Source organism: Leifsonia sp. Root112D2 (assembly GCF_001424905.1).
Classification (GTDB): Bacteria; Actinomycetota; Actinomycetes; order Actinomycetales; family Microbacteriaceae; genus Root112D2.
In genome coordinates this window covers 264469-286751 of record NZ_LMCU01000001.1, presented here as the reverse complement: position 1 = coordinate 286751, position 22283 = coordinate 264469, and the positions used below count along the sequence as shown (strand labels likewise).

The window sequence follows — 22283 nt, the reverse complement described above, 5'->3', positions numbered from 1 at the left end:
TCGATCGCTGGACATCCGCGGCATCCGCTGTTAGTGTCGTCTCCGCTATGAAGAGATAACTCCTTTCGTCCCGCGCCCGAGGCATTCGCCCGGCGGTGACCTGGCCGATCCGGCCGGTGTCGTGGCGCAGTCGACAGGAAGACTCTTCGCTCTCGTGCACCGCACGGCGCGCCGCGCGTTCTGCGCTCGCGTTGCTGCGGTGCGGTTGGGCCTCGTGTCGTGTCGGCTGCCCACGCCCGGTGGGAACCACCGCTCCACGAGGCGCCGCGCGCGCCCGGAGCACACTCTCGCGAAGGGCGGTTCTCCATGACTGCGCAGACATATCCCTCGACGGCCGCGGTAGCGACAGCGGCGCCAGCAGCAGCCTCAGCTTTGGTGAGCGCTACGCCCGCTGCATCCGCGCCGCTTGCATCCGCACCGCTGGTGCCGGCCGCGGCATCCGATCACCTGCGCGTCACGGGCGTCTCGCGCCTGTACGGCGAGCGGCGCGTGCTCACGGATGTGAGCGTCACCGTCGCGCCCGGCCAGCGGCTCGGGTTGATCGGCGAGAACGGCGTCGGCAAGTCCACGCTGCTGCGGCTGCTGGCCGGCATCGAAGAGGCGGATGGCGGCTCGCTCGCTCGACCGCCGCGCACTGGCATGCTCTGGCAGGAGGTGCAGTTCGAGCCGTCGGCGACCCTTGACGAGATGCTCGAAGCGGCCCTCTCCGAGGTGCGCGCCATCGAGCGCGAGCTCACGGATGCCGCGACTGCCCTCGCCGCCGACCCCCACCAAAACGACGGAGAAAGCGCCCAAATGGATGCCCCGGGCCGGCAAAAATGCGCCCAAACGCGTCTTTCTCCGTCGTTTTCGACGAAGCGCGCCGGCAGTCCCGCCGGGAGTCCCGCCGGCAGTCCCACTGAGAGTCCCGCCGATCGGTACGACGCGGCTCTGGCGGCCGCCGAGCGCGCGGATGTCTGGGGTGCCGAGGCGCGACGCGACGAGATTCTCGACGGGCTGGGCCTCGCCGGCATTCCGCGGCAGCGTCGTCTCGATGAGGTCTCCGGCGGCCAGCGCAGCCGCTTCGCGCTCGCCGCCCTGCTGCTCCAGCGTCCGGATGCGCTGCTCCTCGACGAGCCCACCAACCATCTCGACGACGCGGCCGCCGCCTTCCTCGAGCGACAGCTGATCGCCTGGCGCGGTCCGGTGATCTTCGCCAGCCACGACCGCGCGTTCCTCGACGCGGTCGCGACCGGACTCTTCGACCTCGACCCCTCGGCCCGCAGGCTCGCAGCGAGCAGCGCAGGCAGCAACACCGGCAATCGCGGCACGCGAGGGGCGGATGCGAGCGGCGACGGCATCCGCTTCGGTGGCAGTTACACCGAATACCTCGCGGCGAAGGCCGACGAGCGCGCCCGCTGGGAGCGCCGCTTCGCCGACGAGCAGCACGAGCTGAAGGAGTTGAAGTTCGCGGCGGATGTCACGTCGCGCTCCATCAGCCACGCCCGCGCCATGACCGACAGGAACAAGATGTCCTACGGCAATCTGGGTGGGCGGGTCGATAAACAGGTCAGCCGTCGGGTCAAGAACGCGCAGGGCCGCCTGGCCGAGCTCGAGCAGAACCAGGTGCGCAAGCCGCCTGCGGTGCTCAGCTTCGCGGGCATCCCCGGCGGGTTCACCGCGCTGGCCGACCGCGCGCCCGCCGTCGAAAACGACGGAGAAATGCGCCGAAAGGGCGCACCAAGGGGGGCATCCGGCTCGAATCAGCCCGAATCTCCGTCGTTTTCGTCGACGCCGCGCACGGATGGGCGAGCCGGGTCGCAGGCGGGCGGCCTGCTCATCCAGGCCACGGATGCGCGCATCCCCGGCCGCCTCGATGTCGCACGGTTCGCGATCGAGCCGACATCACGCATCCTGATCACCGGTCACAATGGCGCCGGCAAATCGACGCTGCTGGCGGCTCTCGCGGGCACACTCGCGCTCGCCGCCGGCACCGTCAACCGGCGCAAGGGCCTGCGCGTCGGCCTGCTCGAACAGGATGTGCGCTTCGAGAATCCGGATGCCACGCCCCGCCGAATCTACGAGCGCGCGCTGGGCGAACGGCGCGCCGAGACGACCACACTCAGCTCACTCGGGCTGATCGCGCCCCGCGATGTCGACCGTCCCGTCGGCACTCTCTCGATAGGCCAGCAGCGCCGGCTTGCGCTCGCGCTGATCATCGCGAAGCCGCCGCACGTGTTTCTGCTCGACGAGCCAACGAACCACCTGTCGCTCTCGCTCGCCACCGAACTCGAGGATGCCCTGGGCGGCTACCCCGGCGCGGTGGTGGTGGCGAGTCACGACCGCTGGCTGCGTCGGCGCTGGAAGGGCGAGCGCGCCGAGATGCGCGCGGGCCGCATCGTCGGCGCGCCACGCCTCCACTCCTGAATTGCGAATCTCGCCCCGCCACAGAACCAGAACTCGGCACCCGCACAGGGCCCGGCTCCGAACCCGGCGCTTGCGCAACACTCGAACATGTGTTCGAATGTATGAGTGAGATGGAGCGGGCAAGAGCTGGGGGAGGAGCAGCAGAACGCGCTGCCCGGGCTCGCGCGCCTCAACAACCTGGTGCGCAGCGTGCGCACCCCCGAATTCGCCGGGATCACCTTTCACGAGGTACTCGCCAAGTCGGCACTGAACAAGGTTCCGGGCACGGGCAAGAACGCAAACAAGAGCAAGGCCAGCGCCCTCCCCTTCGGCTGGACCATCAACCCCTACCGTGGCTGCTCCCATGCCTGTGCCTACTGCGCAGACCCCGAGACGCTGGTTCTCATGGGTGACGGTCGACAGAAGCCCCTGTGGATGGTCGAGGTCGGCGAGGAGATTTACGGCACAGAAGTGCGCGGCAACTATCGCCGCTATGTGAAGACCACGGTTCTCGCCTCGTGGAACACCCGCAAGCGCGCGTATCGAACAACGCTTGCCGACGGCACGGAACTCATCACCAGCGGCGATCACCGTCTTCTCACCGAGCGTGGCTGGAAGCACGTGCAGGGCACGATGTCCGGAGCGCATCAGCGACCGTACCTGACACCGAACAACAAACTCATGGGCTTCGGCCTCAACGGGCTCACGAACATCCAGCACGCTCAATTCAACGCCGACTACCGTCGCGGCTACCTGACGGGCATGATCCGTGGTGATGGCATGCTCTTTCGCAAGGACTATCGACGCGCCAACGGCGGAGTCAACCATCTGAGTAGCTTCCGGCTGGCGTTGGCCGACGTCGAGGCGCTCAACCGTTCCCGTGTGTATCTCGAGGCGGAAGGGATCAGAACGACAACCCGTCCGTTTGCGGTGGCGTCTGCCACACGCAGACCGATGCAAGCGATTCATACGGCGAAGCGCGCTCACTACGACCGCATCAGCGAACTGATCCGATGGCCTGCGCAGCGATCGGATGATTGGAACGCCGGATATCTTGCTGGCATATTCGATGCCGAAGGCAGCTGTTCCCGAGGAGTTCTCCGCATTTCGAACAAGGCTGCGGATGTGCTCGAGCAGATTCAATCCGCCATGACGGCCTTGGGAATCGACCACGTTCTTGAGCCAGCGCATCCGAATGGCGTGCGCAATGTGCGTGTTTCTGGCGGTCTCCCTATGCGCACCCGCTTTTTCACGCTCGTTGGCCCGGCCATCACCCGCAAGCTCGATATCGAGGGCGCCGCCGTCAAGTCGGAGGCGAAGCTGCAGATCGTCTCGATTGAAGATCTCGGCGAGACCATCGACATGATGGACATCACCACGGGCACCGGTGACTTCATCGCCAACGGCGTCATCAGCCACAATTGCTTCGCCCGCCCCACCCACACCTACCTCGATCTCGACGCCGGCAAAGATTTCGACAACGAGATCATCGTCAAGGTGAACGTCGCCGAGGTGCTGCAACGCGAGCTGGCGAAGCCGAGCTGGGGCAGGCATCCGGTGGCGCTGGGCACCAACACCGACCCGTACCAGCGCGCCGAGGGCCGCTACGCGCTCATGCCCGGCATCATCGATGCGCTCGCCGACTCGGGCACACCGTTCAGCATTCTCACCAAGGGTTCGCTGCTGCGCCGCGACCTCGATCGAATAGCGGATGCCGCCACGCGCGTTCCCGTCGACCTCGCCATGTCCATCGCCATTTACGACGACGAGCTGCAGCACTCGATCGAGCCGGGCACGCCGTCCACCTCGGCGCGACTGGCCACCGTGACAGCGGTGCGCGAGCACGGGCTCAACTGCTCCGTCTTTCTGATGCCGATCATCCCGTATCTCACCGACTCGAAGGCGCACCTCGATGAGGCGCTGCGTCGCATCGAGGAGGCGGGCGCGACATCCGTGCTGTACACGGCGATGCACCTGCGGCCCGGCGTGAAGGAGTGGTTCATGCTCTGGCTCGAGCGCGAGCACCCGGAGCTGGTCGCGCGATACAGCGAGATGTACGGGGCCGGCGCCTACCCGCCGAAGGAGTACCGCGCGTGGCTGTCGGCGCGCATCCGGCCTCTGATAGCCCGGCACGGGCTGACCCGTGGACAGGAGGACCCGGTCACGGGCGGTGTGCGCACCGTGCGTGCCGGTCGACCCCGCTTCACGGCGCCCGTACCCGACTCCGCGGGCACCCTCGAGATCGCCCCGACCCTGTTCTAGTCGCGCACCCGCAAGCCGCCCCGCCCCCCACCGAATGGGGTACAGCGCCGGGGTACAAAGACGCCCATCTTGGTGCGATAATCCAAGCGGGGGATAAGAAATTCTCTGCGTAGCCGACCGCGTAGTCGACTGCGCAACTGCGAAGCGCAACGCCACGCACTCATCGGGGAGGAGGCGTCGACATGTCGTTCGGCCTGCCCAACCATCTGGTGCGCACCGTTCACAGTCGCGCCCTCGCCAACGCGTCCCAATGGGGCGGGATCGCCTGTCTGGCCGCGGCGCTCGCCACCGTGCTGCTGACTGCAGCCAACGGCATGGCCTCCCAGGGCGGCGCCGGAGTGTGGCCCACCGTCATCGCGCTCGTACCCATGATCGGCATGCTTGCCGTGCTGCGCCGCGTGCGCACCGTCATCATGACCATCGCCTACCTCGTCGTCGGCACCTTCGGCACCTTTCTCTACGCGCTCACCCTGCTCACGCAGACGCCCAGCTATCGCGAGACCAGCCTGTTCGTCTTCGCCCTGCCGGTGATCGCCATGCTCGCGATAGGCGGTGCGGGCTCCGGCGCGCTTGTCGGGGTGTTGTGGAGCACGCTCGGCTATGCGCTCGCCGAGGTGGCGGTATTGATCGCCGCACACCTTGCCGACCGCGCGTTTCTTCCCGACGTCACCTCGCTGCTCGCCTACCTCGTGCTCGTGAGCGTCATGATTCTCGACGCCTATGTGAGCGTCGGCCGACATACCCCCCAAACGCTGATCCACCGGGCGGTGCGCGATGTGCACGCATCCAGTGTGCGTCACGAGCTCGCGGTCGAGTTCGCCGCCGAGCTGCACGACGCCGTGCTGAGCGAGTTGGTGACGGTGGCGGCATCCGTGCCCGGTGAGTTGTCACCGCGACTGCGAACCCTCATCGAGCGAGACCTTGTCGAGCTCGGGCGCGATGCCGCCACGCTCAGCGAGCGGCACGGCACCGTCGACGATCCGGATGCCAGCGCCTGGCACGAAAGCGGGCTCGTCAAGGCCATCGAGCAGAGCCGCGACGACGGCCTGGTGATAGCGGTCTCGGGCGATCGTGAACTGGTCGCAACGCTCTCACCCGCGCAAGACAGGGCCCTCGGCCTCGCCGTGCGCCAGTGTCTGGTGAACGTGCTGCGGCACGCGGGAACGGCCGAGGCCGATGTGGCGATCTCGGCCTCCGATGATGAACTGTCGGTGATGGTGATAGACGCAGGTCGCGGTTTCGTGCCGGCCGAGACCGCCGCCGACCGCATGGGCCTGCGAACCTCGGTGCACGAGCGCATCGAGCATGTGGGAGGCACGGTCACGATCTGGTCGAGCAGGGAGGTCGGCACCACCGTGATGCTCACGCTCCCGATCCCTGTGCCCGTCGCCGCACCGACGCAATCCGACGGGCCCGCCGCATGAGAACGGCCGAGCAGACCCCCCAGCAGCTCGACCCGCTCGGCACTCTCGCCGTCGGTCGCGCCGTCGTGATCCTCTGCGCGCTCATCATGGTCTACGCCGTCATCTCCACGATGCAGCACGCGAACCAGTTGACGAATCCGATGTTCGCGGCGGCCGCCCTCATCATGCTCGGGTGCGCGTGCGGCATCATCATGGTCGCCTCCGCGGTGGCCCACGCGCCGGTGACGCGCATGGTCTCTCTCGCCGTGATCGCGCTCGCACTGTCTGCCAGCGCGCTTTCGACCGTCTCCACGTGGGGCGCGAACCTCCTGATTCAGGATGACTGGGGCCAGTACGCGGTGGCGCTTCTGATCACCGCCATCGCCCTCACCCGACCGGCCGTGGAGATTATCGCGACGGGTCTCGTCGCATCCGTCGTGATCGGCGCGCTCGCTGCGGCGCAGGCGAGCTTTCTCTACATCACCGTGCCCACGAGCATCTATGTGGTGGTCGCGCTCACCCCGGTGGCGGCATTCACGTGCGCATCCGCGGGCTATTCGCACACCATGACCCGCAGCATTCGGGTGTGGCAGCAGTCTGCGCGTGCCGCCATCGCGCGCATGGAACCGGCGGTGCGCGAGGTGACGGCCCGCGTGGTCTACCAGGAGCAGGTGACGCAGTTGAACGCCGTAGCGGTTCCGCTGTTCACGAGCATTCTCGAGCGTGACGAGCTCACCGCAGACGACATCGAGCGCGCGCGTGAAATCGGTGCGGGGCTGCGCGTGCGAGCGGTTGCCGCGGTCGAACGCAGCTGGCTCGACGAGGTGGTGTTCATCGCGCTGGCGGCACCCGCGAAGGTTTCCAGCGTGGCCGCACGCATTTCGGCGCGCGAATACAGCCGGATGCCTGCCGGCAGCCCCCCGGGAGTCGACGATCCCGGCCGCGTGGCCGAGCTTGTCGGAGACCAGCTGCGCGCGGTGCTGTCTGCGTTCATCACGGCCGTCGCGCGGCATCCGGGTTTCGATGGCGCGTCGTTGAATGTGGCATTGAGACGTGCAGGGCCCGGCTGGAAGATGCGCTTCGACGCGCGCATCGATGCTCCAGCACTGCAGCTGCGCTCGACGTTTGTGCCGTATCTGGCGGCGGTGCGCATGCTCACCGACGATTCCGTTCTCCGCTGTGCGCCCGGCGCGCTCACGCTAAAGTTCTCCCATGACCGTTCCTGATTCGTCGTCGTACGAGGGGGAGCGTGTGAGGCTGGCCCTGCTCGACGATCACGAGCTTCTGCTTGACAGCCTCGGCAGTTGGATTGCCGGGAATGCCCCCGAATTCGACCTGGTGCTGCGCGCCAGTTCATGGCTGCAACTCGTGCACAGCCCGGCGTTTCCCACCGATCTGGTGATCATGGATCTGCAGCTGGCCGAGCACGTCTCGATCGAGGCACGCGTGCGCACGTGCCGGGCGGCCGGCGCGAAGGTGATTGTGCTGAGCGCGATGGACACCCGCCTTGACCGGCAGCGCGCAATCGACGCGGGCGCATCCGCCTATCTCACGAAGTCGCAACCCATGCACGAGGTGTTCGCCGTGGTGCGCTCGGTGAGTGGAATCGACGGGGGAGCGGAGCCATCGACGGATTGGCGGCCCCTGCCCACGGGTGCCACCGCGGTGACTCGCCCGTCGCTGAGCGAGGGGGAGCGCGACGCGCTCAAACTCTATGCCGATGGTTGGACCACCGCCGAGGTTGCCGCCATGATGAACGTGAAGTACGAGACGGCGAAGACGTATCTGCGCCGCGTGCGCGAGAAGTACGGCAAGGCGGGCCGCCCCACCAGCAGTCGATCCGACCTCACCCGCCGCGCCGCCGAAGACGGCTACCTCGTCTAGCCTCACTACGCAGGTTGAGGAGTCGTCGAGGAACGAGGCGACATCTCGAAACCGCCCCACCGCATAGGATTACACCCGTGGCAAAACTCTATTTTCGCTATGGCGCGATGAACAGTGGCAAGAGCACGGCGATGCTGCAGGCGGCGTACAACTATGAGGAACGCGGTCACCGTGTCTTGCTCACCAAGCCGGCCGTCGACACCAAGGGCGACATGGGCATCCTCTCGCGGCTCGGCGTCACCCGCGCGGTCGACTTTCTGCTCACCCCCGATTCGGATGCCTACGGCGCGTTCCAGAAGCACCGCGAGCGCACCATCAAGCGGCATTCACGCGACGTAAGCGCGTTGCTCGTCGACGAGGCGCAGTTTCTCACCGAGGCGCAGGTCGACGACCTGCTGCGCATTGCGATTCTGGAGAACATCCCGGTGCTGGCTTACGGCATCCGCACCGATTTTCAGACGGTGGCCTTTCCCGGCAGCCGCCGACTGCTCGAGACGGCGCACAGCCTCGAGGAGCTGAAGACCATCTGCCGCTGCGGTCGCAAGGCCGTGTTCAACGCGCGCAAGATCGACGGCGAGTTCGTGTTCGACGGCGACCAGGTGGCCATCGACGCCTCGAGTGAAGAAGACGAGGCCGGCCTGGGCGGATACCGCGAGGTGAGCTACGAGTCGCTGTGCGGCGCCTGCTACTTACAGGAGAGCCACGGCGTGCTCAACAACGGCCGCCGCCGCTGGCCGGTCGACTCGACCCCCGCCTACACCGACGGCCCCGACCCCGACTTCACCTAACACCGGTCGCCCGCCAACTTCCGCTGGTTGAGGAGGCCGCCCGCGGCCGTCTCGAAACCGCCCGGTCGCCAACTTCTGCTGGTCGAGTAGCTCGCGCAGCGAGCGTATCGAGACCCCGCCCGCCCCACGTCATGCTGCCGCCGGGATGCGAGTGCGCGCCTTACTCGCCGGTCTCCAGTTCGCGGCCAGACTGACCCAGGGTGGTGCCTTGACTTGTGGCGCTCCCTCGATCATTCGAATCAGCCACCCCGACGTCTCAATCGTTCGATGATGGAACCAGCACAGACAAACCCCATTATCCGTATGGGTAGGCCCTCCGTGGCGGTCGGGAATCACATGGTGAATCTCCGTCCACCCGGCCGGAATGCTGCACCCGGGTATCAGACATCCGCCGTCCCTGGCCATGATTGCTCGGCGCTGCTTCGGCGTGAAGCACCGCTCCTTTGAACCCAGAGCGGTAATGGCCCCGTGCTCATCGACAGTTACCTTCTGAATACCGCCGGTGCAGGCGAACTGCTCCACGCTTTCGATGGAGACGGGTTCGGCGAGCCCGTCGATGAATCCGGCGCCGCTGCGCTGGGCGAGGTCCTGCTCCCGCACCGTGACGAGCACGGTCGGCGCCGCACCGCCAATGGTCGGAGTCTCGGCCACGCGCGCGGCGGTGTCGAGCACGGCGCCGAGAATGTCGTGACGCTTCTGATCTGTGGTGCGGTCATCCGTGGAACTCTCTGAACTCTCAGCGGCGAGCTCAGCGTCGAGGAATGCGACCGGCGCGGTCTTCGGAGAGAGATAGGCGTCGAAGAGGCGCCGCAGCTTGCCGGCGACTTCGGGCAGCAGGCTTCCACTGATGGGGATGATGCCGCCTCGTGCCGCACCCAGCCTCAAGCCTCGCGCGTGCATGGCCCGGTCTTCGTCTGGTCGCACGCCGTCGGGGTCGAGCCAGGCGCGCCACACGTGCGCCTGAACGCGCACCTCGTCCGCCGACAGTGCCAGCGCACCGCCGGTCGCGTCACTGGCTTCTGCCGCGCTGTCTTCGGCGACATTGTCTTCTGCGGCGCCGTCATCCGCGTCGTCAGCTCCCGCCGTTCCACCCACGGCGCCGGCAACCAGCGACGCCTCGGCCGCAGCAAAGACGTCGAGACTCGAGTGCCCCAGCGCCGGGTTGAGCCCGTCGACGATGGCCGACGCGGCATCTACTCCCAGCTCGCCCGCGGCCAGTGCAGAAGCGACCTCGGGGTACCTCGCCGGCAGATCGAAGCCGCACAAGGTTGGGTGGCAGCGCACCGCGGCGCCGAGTCGCATGCGTCGCCCGGCCGTTGCCGCCGAGACCCGGGTGACTCGCTCCAACAGTTCTACCGGATTGCGGCACCCTTTGCGGGTGGCCAGACTCTCGACGCCCAGCTGACTGCGTGAACGTTCGGCGATCTCTGCTGCGATGGCCACTCGTTGGGCATCGATCAGGCGGCCCTGGTGTTCGACCTCGGCGGCGTGCACCAACAGTTCATCATCGGCCATGCCGCGCACGTCTGCACCACCATGCGAGCCACCGACCATGCCGGTGATCTCCGTCAGCGCAGAAGGGGCGTTCATGAGTCAATTATCCCACAAAACCAACCATTCTGAAAGGTTAAAAACCCAGATCAAAGGCTATTTTTCTGTGTATAACTTCCAAGAGGTGCAGCCTGTGGAGGAAGAGGCGCGAGGCCGCCCCAGCCCCGCCCCAGCCCTGCCCCAGCCCTGCCCCAGCCCTGCCCCCTCCTCTGTCGCCGAGTTCGGGATATATACGGCTTCACCGCGATGAACACCCGCAAGAATTGCGAACTCGAGCGAGTAGCCTGCCGGTCGCGCCGCCGCCCGTCACCCATGTATCACTTCTGCTAACCCCCCAATGGGGTGCCATGTTTGCGACCGCCCAGCACCGCCCGTGTGTCATTATGGATCGGGGACAGAACGCAGAATCTACTAGCACACGAGCTTTGAGAGTGAATGAGGGGATGCCGTGAACACCCGGTATCAGCCTGAAGCATCTCGAAGCGTGAGGTCCAGCGCCACGATCACGGCAGAGAGCATCCGCCCCGATTCGTGGCATTTATCGAAGCTGTTTTGGGAAGTGTCACGGCATGACGGTTAAAGCAAAGCTCTGGGGCGCGCGGCTGCAGGTTGAGGCCAACCGACGACACGAGTCCCTTTACCTTCGCTTTGGCACCCAGTTCGTGCTCGACGCCGTCGCCTGGGCCTTCGCCCTGGTGGTCGCCGTGTTCTTTCGCTACGACTTCATCGAAGACCGCATAACGTGGTGGCCTCTCGTGGCGGTGTGCATTGCGGCCATCATTCTGCAGCTGGCGTTGGGCTGGACGTTCTGGCTGTATCGCGGCCGTCACGATTACGGCAGCTTCGAAGAGGCCCGTTCCCTTCTGTACACGGTGCTGGTGAGCGCGCTCGTGCTCTCTGTGCCGCTCCTCATCTTCGGCCCGGCCTTGAGCATTCCCCGCAGCGCCGTGCTCATCGCCGCGCCTATCGCGTTCATTCTCATGGGGGCCGCCCGTTACATCAAGCGCATCTACGTGGCCCGCGCATCGCGCCCCGGTAACGATTCAGTACGCGTGCTCGTCTACGGCGCCGGCTACATGGGCAGCGTGCTTGTGCGGCGCATGATGACCGACCGATTCTCCATGTACCTCCCCGTTGGTCTCATCGACGATGACCGCTCCAAGCGCAACCTGCAGATGATGGGTGTTCCGGTTCTCGGCGGCATGGCCGATCTGGGGCGTGCCGCGCAGAAGACCGGCGCCACCACGCTCATCATCAGCATCGCCCGTGCCGATGCCGAGCTGTTGCGTGAGATTTCGGATGCCGCTGATCGCGTCGGTCTCGCCGTGAAGGTTCTGCCTGTGCTCGACGAAATACTGGAGGGCAAGACGCGTCTCTCGGATGTGCGTGACCTCTCCATCGAGGACCTCATCGGTCGGCACCCCGTGGACACCCAGATTGAGTCGATTGCGGGATACCTGGCGGGCAAGCGCGTGCTCGTCACGGGTGCCGGCGGCTCCATTGGCAGCGAGCTGTGCCGCCAGATCGTCAAGTTCGGCCCCGCCGAACTGATGATGCTCGACCGCGACGAGACGGGACTGCAGCAGGCGCAGATCTCGATTCTGGGCCGCGGCTTGCTGGACACCAAAGACGTGGTGCTGGCAGACATCCGCGACGCTGAGGCCCTGCAGAAGATCTTCACTGAGCGCCGTCCCGAGGTCGTCTTCCACGCCGCAGCGCTCAAGCACCTGCCCATGCTGGAGCAATACCCCGACGAAGCGTGGAAGACCAACGTGCTCGGCACGCTCAATGTGCTGCAGGCCGCCATGAATGTGGGGGTGAGCACCTTTGTGAACATCTCCACCGACAAGGCGGCCAACCCCACGAGCATTCTGGGTCACTCCAAGCGCGCCGGTGAGCGCATCACTGCATGGGCCGCGCAGCAGACGGGCGCCACCTATCTTTCGGTGCGCTTCGGCAACGTCATCGGCAGTCGTGGATCGATGCTTCCCACGTTTGCCTCGCTGATTGCCTCGGGCGGCCCGGTCACGGTGACGCATCCGGATGTGACGCGGTTCTTCATGACCATCCCCGAGGCCTGCCAGCTGGTCGTGCAGGCCGGCGGCATCGGCCGCGTCGGCGAGGTGCTTATTCTCGACATGGGCGAGCCGGTGCGCATTCTGGATGTGGCCGAGCGCATGATCGCGCAGTCGGGCAAGAAGATCGAGATCGTCTTCACGGGTCTGCGCGAGGGCGAGAAGCTCAACGAAGAACTCATCGGCATCGGCGAGACGGACGATCGCCCCCTGCATCCCAAGATCTCCCACGCCCTCATTCCCCCGATCGAGCCATCGCGTCTCGACCGCTCAGAGTGGACGAAGCGCTGGAGCGAGAACCAGAACGAGACCGCCGTGATCATTCCGCTGACCAAGCAGAGATCCGCCCAGTGACGCAGAAGATCTACATGTCGTCGCCCGATGTGGGCGAGCTCGAAGAGCAGTACGTCGTCGCGGCAATGCGTTCAGGCTGGATCGCCCCGCTGGGCCCTGACGTCGACGCATTCGAAAACGAGCTGGCAGCCCGTGTCGGGGTCGCACACGCTGCCGCACTGAGTTCGGGCACGGCCGCACTGCACCTGGGCCTGCTGAGTCTCGGCGTGCAGGCCGGCGACATCGTGGTCACCTCCTCCATGACCTTCGCCGCCACGGCGAACGCCATCACTTATGTGGGTGCCCAGCCCTACTTCATCGACTGCGAACTCGAGACGGGCAACATCGATCCTGAACTGCTGGCGCAGACCCTGCGTGAGCTCGCGGATGCCGGCACTCCCGCCTCCGCAATTGTTCCGGTCGATCTGCTCGGCAAGGCCGTGAACTACACGCGCATTCTTGAGATTGCCGACGAGTTCGGCATCCCGGTTCTCTCGGATGCAGCCGAATCGCTCGGCGCCACGCACCGGGGCAAGGCGGCCGGGTCGTTCGGTCGCGCATCCGCCGTCTCCTTCAACGGCAACAAGATCATGACAACCTCGGGTGGCGGCATGCTACTCACCGACGACGGAGACCTCGCGGCTCGCGCGCGCTATCTGGCCACCCAGGCCAGGCAGCCGGCGGCGCACTACGAGCACACCGAGATCGGCTACAACTACCGCATGAGTAATCTGCTCGCCGCGCTCGGGCGTGCCCAGCTGTCGCGTCTTGACGAGATGATCGGCCGCCGGCGTGCAGTACGGCAGCGGTATCGCGAACTCTTCGCCGATATCGATGGGGTCACGCTTTTCGGCGGCGCCGATGACGAGAGCGACAACATGTGGCTCACCTCGATTCTTGTCGACCCCGCCGTCGCCGGGTGGCGCGCGGTGCAGCTCAGCGAGGCCCTCGCGCGTGATGACATCGAGAGCCGCCCGCTGTGGAAGCCGATGCACCTGCAGCCCGTCTTCGCGGCCGCTCCCGCCGCCGTCAATGGCAACGCGCAGGAGCTCTTCGAGACCGGAATCACCCTGCCCAGCGGTTCGGCGCTCACCGCGCCACAGGTCGAACGCGTCACGCACGCGATCACGACGTTCCTCGGGGCGGTCCGTTGAGCGCATCGCCTCGAACAACCGGTTATGACCGCGTCAAACGAGGCCTTGACCTGGTCGGGGCATCGGTAGGCTTCGTTGTCTCCCTGCCGATTCAGGCGGTCGTCGCCGTCATGGTCGCGGCCAAGCTCGGTCGCCCGGTGTTGTTCCGTCAGCAGCGCCCGGGTCGCAACGGCACCGTCTTCACTCTGGTGAAGTTCCGCTCCATGAAAGACCTCGACCCTGAGCGCGGTCTGGTGACGGATGCCCAGCGTCTCACCCGCTTCGGCGCCATTCTCCGCTCCACCAGTCTCGACGAGTTGCCCACCCTCGCGAATGTGATCAAGGGCAATATGAGTGTTGTGGGCCCGAGGCCCCTTCTGGTCTCCTACCTCGACCGCTACACACCAGAGCAGGCACGCCGACACGAGGTGCGACCCGGCATCACGGGTCTCGCGCAGGTGAGCGGTCGAAATGCCGTCGACTGGGATGACCGCTTCGCCCTCGACGTGCAGTACGTCGATTCGCGGAGTTTCTCGCTCGACGCGAAGATTCTTGTACGTACCATTACGTCAGTGTTCAAACGTGAGGGAATTTCGGCCGAGGGACACGCGACGATGCGCGAATTCGGCGGAAGTACCGACGACGGCGGTCAGATATGACTTTCAAGCTGGTCATCGTGGGGGCGGGTGGCTTCTGCCGCGAAACGCTTGATGTGATCGCGGCGATCAATGAACTCGCCGGGGAGCCGTCGATCGACGTTATCGGTGTTCTCGACGACGCCCCGTCAGCTCAAGCGCTCGAGCGGCTCGCGGCGCGAGGGGTCAGCTGCCTCGGGGCCATCGAGCCGTGGCTGTCACAGAAGCCGCAGGCTCATTACCTCATTTGCGTTGGCAACCCCCAGCGTCGCGCAGCAATAGACCAGCGGTTTCGCGCGGCGGGGCTTGAGGCCGCAACCGTTGTGCATCCTCACGCCACAATCGGTTCCATGGCAACCATCGGCCCGGGCACAGTGGTGTGCTCCGGTGGCGAGATCTCAACGAATGTCACCCTGGGGCGTCATGCACACGTGAACCCCAACGCGACCATCGGCCACGACACGATCCTGGCTGACTACGTCTCCATCAACCCGGGGGCAATCGTGTCGGGAGACGTTTCGATCGGCACCGAGACACTCGTCGGTGCTGGTGCGGTCATTCTGCAGGGGCTCGCCGTCGGCGCGCGCTGCATCGTGGGCGCCAGCGCCTGCGTGACCCGCGATGTCGAGGAGAACCGAACGGTCATGGGCGTTCCCGCCCGATAGATGTGAGGCACACATGAAGGTATTGATCACCGGCGGAGCAGGCTTCATCGGCTCCAATCTGGCCCGTTTTTTCAAGCAGCACGATCCTCAGGGCGAGGTGCGCATCATCGACGACCTCAGCACCGGGCGACGTGAGAACCTCGACGGTGTCGACGCGCAACTGGTGGTCGGCTCGATCCTCGATTACGAGCTGCTGAAGACAGTGACGGCCGGTGTAGATTCTGTCGTGCATCTCGCCGCAATCGGCAGCGTTCCCCGTTCCGTCGCCGCCCCGCGACCGACCCACGATGCGAACAGCACCGGCACGCTGAACGTGCTCGAGGCGGCCCGTGAGCTCGGCGTCGACCATGTTGTGGTGGCATCCTCCAGCTCCGTCTACGGCAGCAACCCGTCACTGCCCAAGTCGGAGTTCGACTGGACCCGCCCGATGAGCCCGTACGCCGTCAGCAAGCAGGCCACGGAGGGCTACGCCATCGCCTACGGCTTCTCCTACGGCATGAAGACGCTCGCGTGCCGTTTTTTCAACGTGTTCGGCCCGGGCCAGCCGGCCGATCACGACTACGCCGCCGTCATTCCGAAATTCCTGGATGCCGCGCTCAACGATCGTGCCCTCACCGTGCATGGCGATGGCCTGCAGTCGCGCGACTTTACCTTCGTGCAGACCGTCTGCACGGCCATCTTCGAGGCGGCCACCAAGAAGATTCACTCGGCCGACCCGGTGAACCTCGCCTTCGGCACCAACACCACGCTCATGGAACTCGTCGAGCTGATGAAGCAGCAGCTGAACAAAGACATCGCCGTCGAGCACGTCGACCCGCGCGTCGGCGACGTTCGCGCTTCGCAGAGCGACGGCGTGCGCATTCGCGAACTGTTCCCCGAGCTGCAGCCCGTGCCATTGGAGGAAGGTCTCGCTCAGACCATCTCCTGGTTCCAGTCGAAGCAGCCTGGATAGTGGGCAACGGTAAGCCGAGCATCCTGCTCGGCGTCACCGCAGACATGTCCCTTCGGCTCATGCAGGGCTTTCCCGAGTACCTCGTCGAGCACGGCTGGGACGTGCATGTCGTGAGTTCAGCTGGTGCGGGGATCGACGCCTTGAAAGGGAGCACGGGCATCACGACCCATGCGATCATGATGGCTCGCGAGCCCTCGCCGTTTCGTGATCTCGTTTCGCTAGCGCAATGGACAAAGCTGCTCCGGCACGTGCGACCAGATGTAATTTCGGTCGGCACACCGAAGGCCGGATTACTCGGTGGTCTTGCCGCTCGCCTCGCATCGGTTCCGCAGCGAATCTACCTTCTGCGCGGACTTCGACTGGAGACATCGACGGGAGTGCGACGCAAGATCTTCTCTGCCGTGGAGCGCATTGCCATCGCATCGGCGCACCACGTCGTGGCGGTCAGCCCGAGCCTGCGTACCCGCGCGATAGAGCTCGGCCTGGTCACGGCTCAGAAGATTTCAGTGCTTGGAGCAGGGAGTTCGAACGGGGTTGATGTCGACATGTTCGATCGCGCCAACTTTGCCGAGGCCGATCGCGTGGCACTCAGACGCAGGCTCGGCCTCGTCGACGGCGTTCCTGTCGTGGGGTTCGTGGGTCGCCTCACCGAAGACAAGGGCTTGAGAGTACTGGCCGAGGCCCGTGAGATTCTGGCGCGAGCGGATGTCGACCATCAGCTTCTCGTCGTCGGAGGGCTTGACGATGAAAGTGGTCGAGTGGCACTCGACGGCGATGACGAATCGTTGCGACCTGCCGTGATCACGGGCCACGTTTCTGACCCCGAAACTTACTATCAGGTCATGGACCTGCTGTGTTTGCCGACCTACCGCGAGGGCTTCCCGAATGTTGTGCTCGAAGCAGGAGCATCCGGCATTCCCACCGTGACGACAACCGCCACGGGAGCGATTGATTCGGTGGTCGATGGGGAGACCGGCTTGCTTGTCGATGTAGGTTCGGCCAAGACGCTTGCTGAAGCGCTCTCAACGTTGGTGCTCGACGTTGCTAAGCGGTCGAGCATGGGTAACGCAGCTCAGACTCGCACGCGCGAAAGCTATAGTCGCGGCACAGTATGGGCTCACACCGAGGCGTACTATTCGAGCCTGATCGCCCGGCCTGACCAGCACTCGCGGGGAGTTGTGTAACTATGTCGAATACCGCATGGGTGGCGATTCTCGTCGTCGTGTTGGCGGGCCTCACCTATTTTGCCTGGCGCGGCAATCGGCCTCGATTTCTCGTCGTCGCGTGCCACAACGCAGTGTGGGCTGGCGCACTCATCCTTATTGGTACCAACCTGATTGCATATAAGGAATCCAGCGCAATCGCATGGCTCACGCTTGGCAGCGGCATCCTCTTCTTCAATGTGGGTGCCTGGGTAGCCAAATGGCCGGTGCGTTCGTGGTGGCCGTTCAATCGCCTGAGGCGAACGAAGACGGCTCTGGAGCCCTTGAATTCGGGAGCCAGTACTGCGCTATTCACGCGGTTCAGCGTGATTGTGGCATGCGCGATATATGCCGTTGCTTTCGGGTTCTATCTAGTGAATATCGCGTCGAGATTCGGGCTTGTAACGCTTCTTACGAGCCCGGCAACCATCCGTGGATATCGAGGTGAGTCGTATCTCGAATCGGTGCCATTCCTGATCAGGGTATTTCTTTATCTCGGCCCGTTGCTGTTCGTGGCGTTCGGGTACAAGGCATCGGTTGATCGTCCATTTTCAATCTGGATTCGCTTAGCAGCGTTGGTGCTATTGACGGGCAGCATGCTCGCGCTCCTCCAGCGAACGAACCTTTTCATGGCTGTGCTCTGGCTTATCGCCGTTCTGATAACTCAACCGTCGAGTAAATCAGAGACTATTTCGGAGACGGCAACCGGCCGCGAGAAGCGAGGCGCAGGCAGGTTCAGGCTGCTGGGAGGTCGTGGGCGCATCGCGATCGCGATCGTGGCTTTCGTCGTCGTCGCCTTCGTCGCATTCCAAGTGATCGGTGGTGCACTACACAAGAACGGGCAGCAGGCTCTCTCGACGGGTGCCGTCTCCGCCCCCCTTGAGTCTTCTGGGCTGACATCGCCCTTCACGTACTACACGGCGGGCACTGTCGCGTTCTTGCAACTGGTCGATTCGCCGAATTACGATTGGCCTCCACCCCGGGCCCAAGGTTCGATGGTGATCGGAAACTACAACCCACAGACGTGGGGAGCGAGTACCTTCGGTCCGATCCTCAAGGCCATCCCTGGTGCTTCGGCATTGAACACCATCCAACCGTTCATCGACACAGCCGTACTGACGAATGTGTACACCTGGCTTGAGCCCTATTACCGAGACTTCAGGACTCCAGGAGTGATTCTGGCGATGTTTCTGATGGGACTCCTCGTCGCTCGGATGTACTCGCGACGATTCGAGTCTGCTCGTCTCTTTTGGATGCAGAGTGCCTTCATCTCGACAATTTTTTTGGCAACGTTTCTCACCAAGATTAACAACACGCTGTTCCTCAGCGAGCTGATCTTCGTATTCTTTCTGGCATTCGTGCGGCCGGGCAACCATCTTTCTGAACGCTGGGGGCGACGGCGCACCGACAACAAAGCTTCGAGGGATGTGGTCGCTTCGAGCCAACCATCGAAGGGCACAGATGACTGAAGCGGCATTCTTCACCAGCTACGGACGGCAAGCTGGAAGCGCGCGAGTGCGCGTGTTTGAGTGGCTTGAGCACCTTGGGGCAGGAGACAATGTCTCGTCCTATTTGGGGCAATCATCGAATTCGATCAGCACGGTCGCACGTCAACCGCTCAAGGTGGTCAAGGCGGAGCGGCAACTCCGTCAGCGCGCCCGCAGCGTCGGCGAAGCCACCGCATTCATCTCTCGCCAGGCGAGCCCGTTCAGTAATGGCACGATAGAACGAAAGATCTTGAGCCGCGCGAACCATGGAGTTTATGACTTCGATGACGCCCTCATGTACACCCCCTCGAGCGCGGTCGAGCGCGTCTGGTCGAAGCGACGAATCTGGCGTCAGTCGGTGCAGGCCGCCGATGTCGTGATCGCGGGCAATGACTATCTCGCCGAAGCCGCCGGGCGCCAGCACGAGAACGTCGTGGTGATCCCCAGTTGCGTTGAGCCGAACGATTACGTCGCTAAGCAGGCCTTTGAGATTTCAGACGTGCCTTCCGCTGTGTGGCTTGGTTCTCCGAGCACCGAGCAATATCTCTCTGAGATCGCCGAGCCTCTCCTCGCGCTTCACGAATCGCGTGGGCTCAGACTCACCGTGATCAGCGCAGGCGATGCGTCACTGGCAGAACTCGATCGCATGGTTGATCGAGTGCAGTGGACGCTTGACGGATATCAGGAGCACCTTGCGCGCGCCGATTTCGGGATCATGCCATTGCAGGATTCGGCTTGGAGCCGTGGCAAATGTGCATACAAACTGTTGCAATATGGCGCGAGCGCATTGCCCATGATTGGCAGCGACGTCGGCACCAACCGCAAGGTTCTCCAACTGGCAGATGGTCTGGCTGCGTCCACATCTGCCGAGTGGAGAGATGGCTTGGAGACATTAATAGACGAGCCAGCGACGCGTCGTGCTGAACGCGCACGATCTTCTCGAGCGGCTATTATCCAGCACTACAGCTTCTCCGCGTGGGCCGATACTTGGCGCGAAACGGTAGGCCTGCCGACACCTAACGGCGTGCAGGCCTCGCGACCAGAATGAACCACGTCAGCCCGGATGTCAGGGTGGCTATGGCATACGCCCAGATCGCCACTGAGAGCCCAAAGAATGCCGCGCCGGCCAGCGGAAAAACGATCGCGAGAACGGTCTGCACAACGCGGCCAACAAGAAGCGGGCCGCCCCGCATGTGGGTGCGCGCAATGATGTAGTAGTAGTGCCCTAAGAAGTTGGCTGTAACGAAGAGGGCAGTGGGCGCGGCGTACGTCACGACCGCCGAAAGTGAGCCGAGGTTAAGGCCGGTGCTGCCAATGACGAGCAGGGCCCCATAAGCGGCAAGACCGAACGCCACGCTGACAACGGCTGAGGCCCACACCCGCTTTGCATGGCGATGCGTCGTAAGGGGCGCTCCGGCGAGCGTCGGTCGCAGCGGGTTGAGAACAAGGCGAACAGGGGCAGCGACGTTCGAAACCGCTCGGTATACACCAAAATTGGCGATTCCCATGAGCGGAGCCACGGCGAAGGGGGTGCCGATCGCGCCCAAATCCATCAATGTGGAATCTCGGAGCAGCGGTGCTATCTGTCGTTTGTGCGTTGCGACCCAAGTTCGAATTGAGAGAGGTCTCTGCGGGAAAGGCAAGGGCGAGAGCACGGCGGAGACGAGGGCGCCAACAGCCCAGGCGAGGGAGAGTCCCAGAAGTCCGCGTTCACCGAGACCGTAGAGCACTGCCCACACAGCAACTGTCACGACGAGCCCGGCCGTGTCGGCACGGAGAACTCGCCGCCACCTGCCCATTCTGACCTCGTGATACCGCGCACCTGAACGATACGTAGCCGCAATAACAGCGACTGCGCCGGTCGCGGCCACGACCCGCAGGTCGACAATTGCGATGGAGACGATGGCAGTCACAATGCCGGCTAACAGAGAGAGGTAGAACAGCGCGCTTGAGTAATCGCGCCACGACGATCGGTGCTTCTCGTGCAGGTCGGTACGCAGCCACGGCTCGCAGACGACGGAAAGGCAGACGGAGCTGGCGAGGGCAAAGAACAAGTATTGGATCGAGAAGAAGCCGAACTCTACCGGTGCCAGCGCGACGAGGCCGAGCAATTGCACCGAGAGCACGAAGACCGCGTTGATCGCCGTTGCCCCAACAATCGTGTAGCGGCTGGCCCTCTCGGGAGAGGGATCAGCGAGTTCGTCGTTAGAGTCGCTCGACATGCGCGCCGACGAGTCGGTTCTTTGCGTCCAGAATCGGGGTGGTGCCAGCCTCCAAAATGGAGAGCTCGAAGTCGTCATGGTCAGTGACGAGGATCATCGCGTCCGCGTTCTCGACGGTCTCGGCAGTCAACGATGCCCGCTCAAGGCCTCTCGGCCAGCGGTGATCCTCGACGTGCTCGTCGATTCCGACTACGTTCGCGCCGTATTCGGTGAGCAACTCGATCAAGCGAAGCGAAGGAGATTCCCGAATGTCTCCGGTGTTCTTCTTGTAGGAGAGTCCCACGAGTGCGACACGAGATCCCTTGATGGCCTTGCCGTCGTTGTTGAGCAGTAACATCAGCCGCTGAATGACGTAGTCGGGCATGTGGTCATTGATGTCGTTCGCCAGTTCCACGAAGCGGAAGTTCTGACCCAATTTGCGGCGAACCTGCCAGGAAAGGTAGCTCGGGTCGACGGGCAGGCAGTGGCCACCCACGCCAGGGCCAGGCGTGAATTTCATGAAGCCGAACGGTTTGGTGCTGGCCGCTTCGATCGACTCCCATACATTGACGCCGAGTTGGTTTCCGAAGATGGCCAACTCGTTGACCAAAGCGATATTCACGTGTCGGAACGTGTTCTCAAGCAGTTTCGTCAGCTCTGCCTCTTTAGGCGAACTGACCGGCACGGTCGTGTTGACAAGTTCGTTATAGAAGCCTTGCACCCGATCAAGCGACGCGGGGTTGAGGCCCGACACTACTTTGGGCGTCTCAACAAAGCCCCACGTCTTGTTGCCCGGGTCGATCCGTTCCGGGCTGTAACCCACGAAGAAGTCCACGCCGGCGGTGAGGCCAGATCCGGCTTCAAGAATTGGCACGACAAGCTCTTCGGTGGTGCCCGGGTAGGTCGTGGATTCCAGAATGACCGTTGCTCCGGCCTTCAGCCGGGTCGAAAGCGATTTTGATGACTCTTCAATGAACGACAAGTCGGGCAGACTTTCGCGCAGCGGCGTCGGAACGGTGATCACTGCAATGTCGAATCCGACAGTGTCGTCGTAGTCGGTTGTCGGCAGGTAGCGCCCGCTGGAGAGGGCCGAACGCAGCCTCTCCACGGGGATGTCGTCGACATAGGACTCTCCATCGCGAAGGCTCTGCGTGCGCCGTTCATCGAGGTCGATACCGACCACGTTGTATCCGACCTCGACTGCGCGCATGGCCACAGGCAAGCCGACGTAACCCTGTCCGACGATTACTGCGGTTCGCTGCTGGGATATCATCAGTCCTCGACTATTTCATTTCGCTACCAGTTTGCTCGACGCAATTGGTCGAAG

Annotated in this window: 17 protein-coding genes; 14 read left to right on the top strand and 3 right to left on the bottom strand. The window is 64.1% G+C overall.

From position 1 onward, the window contains the following. Positions 1 to 306: 306 nt before the first annotated feature. The 6 genes from ASC63_RS16570 to ASC63_RS01225 all read left to right on the top strand — a co-directional run bounded on the left by ASC63_RS16570 (position 307) and on the right by ASC63_RS01225 (position 8722). Positions 307 to 2406 carry an ABC-F family ATP-binding cassette domain-containing protein gene (locus ASC63_RS16570; protein WP_082487002.1) on the top strand — a complete coding sequence of 700 codons (2100 nt, stop codon included), beginning with the start codon at positions 307 to 309 and terminating at the stop codon, positions 2404 to 2406. A 105-nt stretch (positions 2407 to 2511) separates the two neighbouring features. Beyond that, entirely contained in the window at positions 2512 to 4647 is a 2136-nt protein-coding gene (locus ASC63_RS16430) for an intein-containing Rv2578c family radical SAM protein (protein WP_055808959.1), read from the top strand. 182 nt (positions 4648 to 4829) lie between these two features. Then, on the top strand, positions 4830 to 6071 hold the full coding sequence (locus ASC63_RS01240) for a sensor histidine kinase (RefSeq protein ID WP_055808957.1): 1242 nt from the start codon (positions 4830 to 4832) through the stop codon (positions 6069 to 6071). Continuing rightward, a complete protein-coding gene (locus ASC63_RS01235) occupies positions 6068 to 7276 on the top strand; it encodes a hypothetical protein (protein ID WP_055808955.1) in 1209 nt (402 codons plus the stop codon). Before ASC63_RS01240 ends, ASC63_RS01235 begins: the two co-directional genes overlap by 4 nt. Beyond that, on the top strand, positions 7263 to 7934 hold the full coding sequence (locus ASC63_RS01230; protein ID WP_055808953.1) for a response regulator transcription factor: 672 nt from the start codon (positions 7263 to 7265) through the stop codon (positions 7932 to 7934). The genes ASC63_RS01235 and ASC63_RS01230 overlap by 14 nt, the downstream gene beginning before the upstream one ends. Positions 7935 to 8011: 77 nt before the next feature. Beyond that, complete coding sequence (locus tag ASC63_RS01225) at positions 8012 to 8722, top strand: thymidine kinase (protein WP_055808951.1); 711 nt, start codon at positions 8012 to 8014, stop codon at positions 8720 to 8722. A gap of 129 nt (positions 8723 to 8851) precedes the next feature. On the opposite strand, the gene ASC63_RS01220 is transcribed toward ASC63_RS01225, so the two are convergent. Continuing rightward, positions 8852 to 10312, bottom strand: coding sequence for an HNH endonuclease signature motif containing protein (locus tag ASC63_RS01220; RefSeq protein ID WP_055808949.1), 1461 nt, complete (start codon positions 10310 to 10312; stop codon positions 8852 to 8854). 530 nt (positions 10313 to 10842) lie between these two features. Here ASC63_RS01220 and ASC63_RS01215 point away from each other — a divergent pair. Genes ASC63_RS01215 through ASC63_RS01180 form a run of 8 tightly spaced genes read left to right on the top strand, consistent with a single transcriptional unit; the run spans position 10843 to position 19803 of the window. Then, positions 10843 to 12702 (top strand): polysaccharide biosynthesis protein, encoded by a 1860-nt coding sequence (locus ASC63_RS01215; RefSeq protein WP_082487000.1) that lies wholly within the window; start codon positions 10843 to 10845, stop codon positions 12700 to 12702. Beyond that, positions 12699 to 13835, top strand: a complete 1137-nt coding sequence (locus ASC63_RS01210) for a DegT/DnrJ/EryC1/StrS family aminotransferase (protein ID WP_055808947.1) — start codon at positions 12699 to 12701, stop codon at positions 13833 to 13835. Before ASC63_RS01215 ends, ASC63_RS01210 begins: the two co-directional genes overlap by 4 nt. Continuing rightward, on the top strand, positions 13832 to 14473 hold the full coding sequence (locus ASC63_RS01205; RefSeq protein ID WP_055808945.1) for a sugar transferase: 642 nt from the start codon (positions 13832 to 13834) through the stop codon (positions 14471 to 14473). The genes ASC63_RS01210 and ASC63_RS01205 overlap by 4 nt, the downstream gene beginning before the upstream one ends. Continuing rightward, positions 14470 to 15114 (top strand): acetyltransferase, encoded by a 645-nt coding sequence (locus ASC63_RS01200; RefSeq protein ID WP_055808943.1) that lies wholly within the window; start codon positions 14470 to 14472, stop codon positions 15112 to 15114. Before ASC63_RS01205 ends, ASC63_RS01200 begins: the two co-directional genes overlap by 4 nt. 13 nt (positions 15115 to 15127) lie before the next feature. After that, positions 15128 to 16066, top strand: coding sequence for an NAD-dependent epimerase/dehydratase family protein (locus tag ASC63_RS01195; protein WP_055808941.1), 939 nt, complete (start codon positions 15128 to 15130; stop codon positions 16064 to 16066). Beyond that, a complete protein-coding gene (locus ASC63_RS01190; protein WP_055808939.1) occupies positions 16066 to 17250 on the top strand; it encodes a glycosyltransferase family 4 protein in 1185 nt (394 codons plus the stop codon). Before ASC63_RS01195 ends, ASC63_RS01190 begins: the two co-directional genes overlap by 1 nt. A 2-nt stretch (positions 17251 to 17252) precedes the next feature. Next, positions 17253 to 18737 (top strand): O-antigen polymerase, encoded by a 1485-nt coding sequence (locus ASC63_RS01185; RefSeq protein ID WP_055808937.1) that lies wholly within the window; start codon positions 17253 to 17255, stop codon positions 18735 to 18737. Continuing rightward, the gene (locus ASC63_RS01180; RefSeq protein WP_055808935.1) at positions 18730 to 19803 is read left to right on the top strand and encodes a glycosyltransferase; all 1074 of its coding nucleotides are present in this window, start codon (positions 18730 to 18732) and stop codon (positions 19801 to 19803) included. Before ASC63_RS01185 ends, ASC63_RS01180 begins: the two co-directional genes overlap by 8 nt. On the opposite strand, the gene ASC63_RS01175 is transcribed toward ASC63_RS01180, so the two are convergent. Then, positions 19772 to 20977, bottom strand: a complete 1206-nt coding sequence (locus ASC63_RS01175; RefSeq protein ID WP_055808934.1) for a hypothetical protein — start codon at positions 20975 to 20977, stop codon at positions 19772 to 19774. The genes ASC63_RS01180 and ASC63_RS01175 overlap by 32 nt on opposite strands. Next, positions 20961 to 22229, bottom strand: a complete 1269-nt coding sequence (locus ASC63_RS01170) for a nucleotide sugar dehydrogenase (protein ID WP_055808932.1) — start codon at positions 22227 to 22229, stop codon at positions 20961 to 20963. The genes ASC63_RS01175 and ASC63_RS01170 overlap by 17 nt, the downstream gene beginning before the upstream one ends. Positions 22230 to 22283 lie beyond the last annotated feature (54 nt).

Coding starts and splice junctions, on each gene's coding strand:
- ASC63_RS01180 (WP_055808935.1), top strand. CDS start 18,730: ATGACTGAAGCGGCATTCTTCACCAGCTACGGACGGCAAGCTGGAAGC.
- ASC63_RS01200 (WP_055808943.1), top strand. CDS start 14,470: ATGACTTTCAAGCTGGTCATCGTGGGGGCGGGTGGCTTCTGCCGCGAA.
- ASC63_RS01185 (WP_055808937.1), top strand. CDS start 17,253: ATGTCGAATACCGCATGGGTGGCGATTCTCGTCGTCGTGTTGGCGGGC.
- ASC63_RS01230 (WP_055808953.1), top strand. CDS start 7,263: ATGACCGTTCCTGATTCGTCGTCGTACGAGGGGGAGCGTGTGAGGCTG.
- ASC63_RS01240 (WP_055808957.1), top strand. CDS start 4,830: ATGTCGTTCGGCCTGCCCAACCATCTGGTGCGCACCGTTCACAGTCGC.
- ASC63_RS01170 (WP_055808932.1), bottom strand. CDS start 22,229: ATGATATCCCAGCAGCGAACCGCAGTAATCGTCGGACAGGGTTACGTC.
- ASC63_RS01215 (WP_082487000.1), top strand. CDS start 10,843: ATGACGGTTAAAGCAAAGCTCTGGGGCGCGCGGCTGCAGGTTGAGGCC.
- ASC63_RS01220 (WP_055808949.1), bottom strand. CDS start 10,312: ATGAACGCCCCTTCTGCGCTGACGGAGATCACCGGCATGGTCGGTGGC.
- ASC63_RS16570 (WP_082487002.1), top strand. CDS start 307: ATGACTGCGCAGACATATCCCTCGACGGCCGCGGTAGCGACAGCGGCG.
- ASC63_RS01175 (WP_055808934.1), bottom strand. CDS start 20,977: ATGTCGAGCGACTCTAACGACGAACTCGCTGATCCCTCTCCCGAGAGG.
- ASC63_RS01235 (WP_055808955.1), top strand. CDS start 6,068: ATGAGAACGGCCGAGCAGACCCCCCAGCAGCTCGACCCGCTCGGCACT.
- ASC63_RS01195 (WP_055808941.1), top strand. CDS start 15,128: ATGAAGGTATTGATCACCGGCGGAGCAGGCTTCATCGGCTCCAATCTG.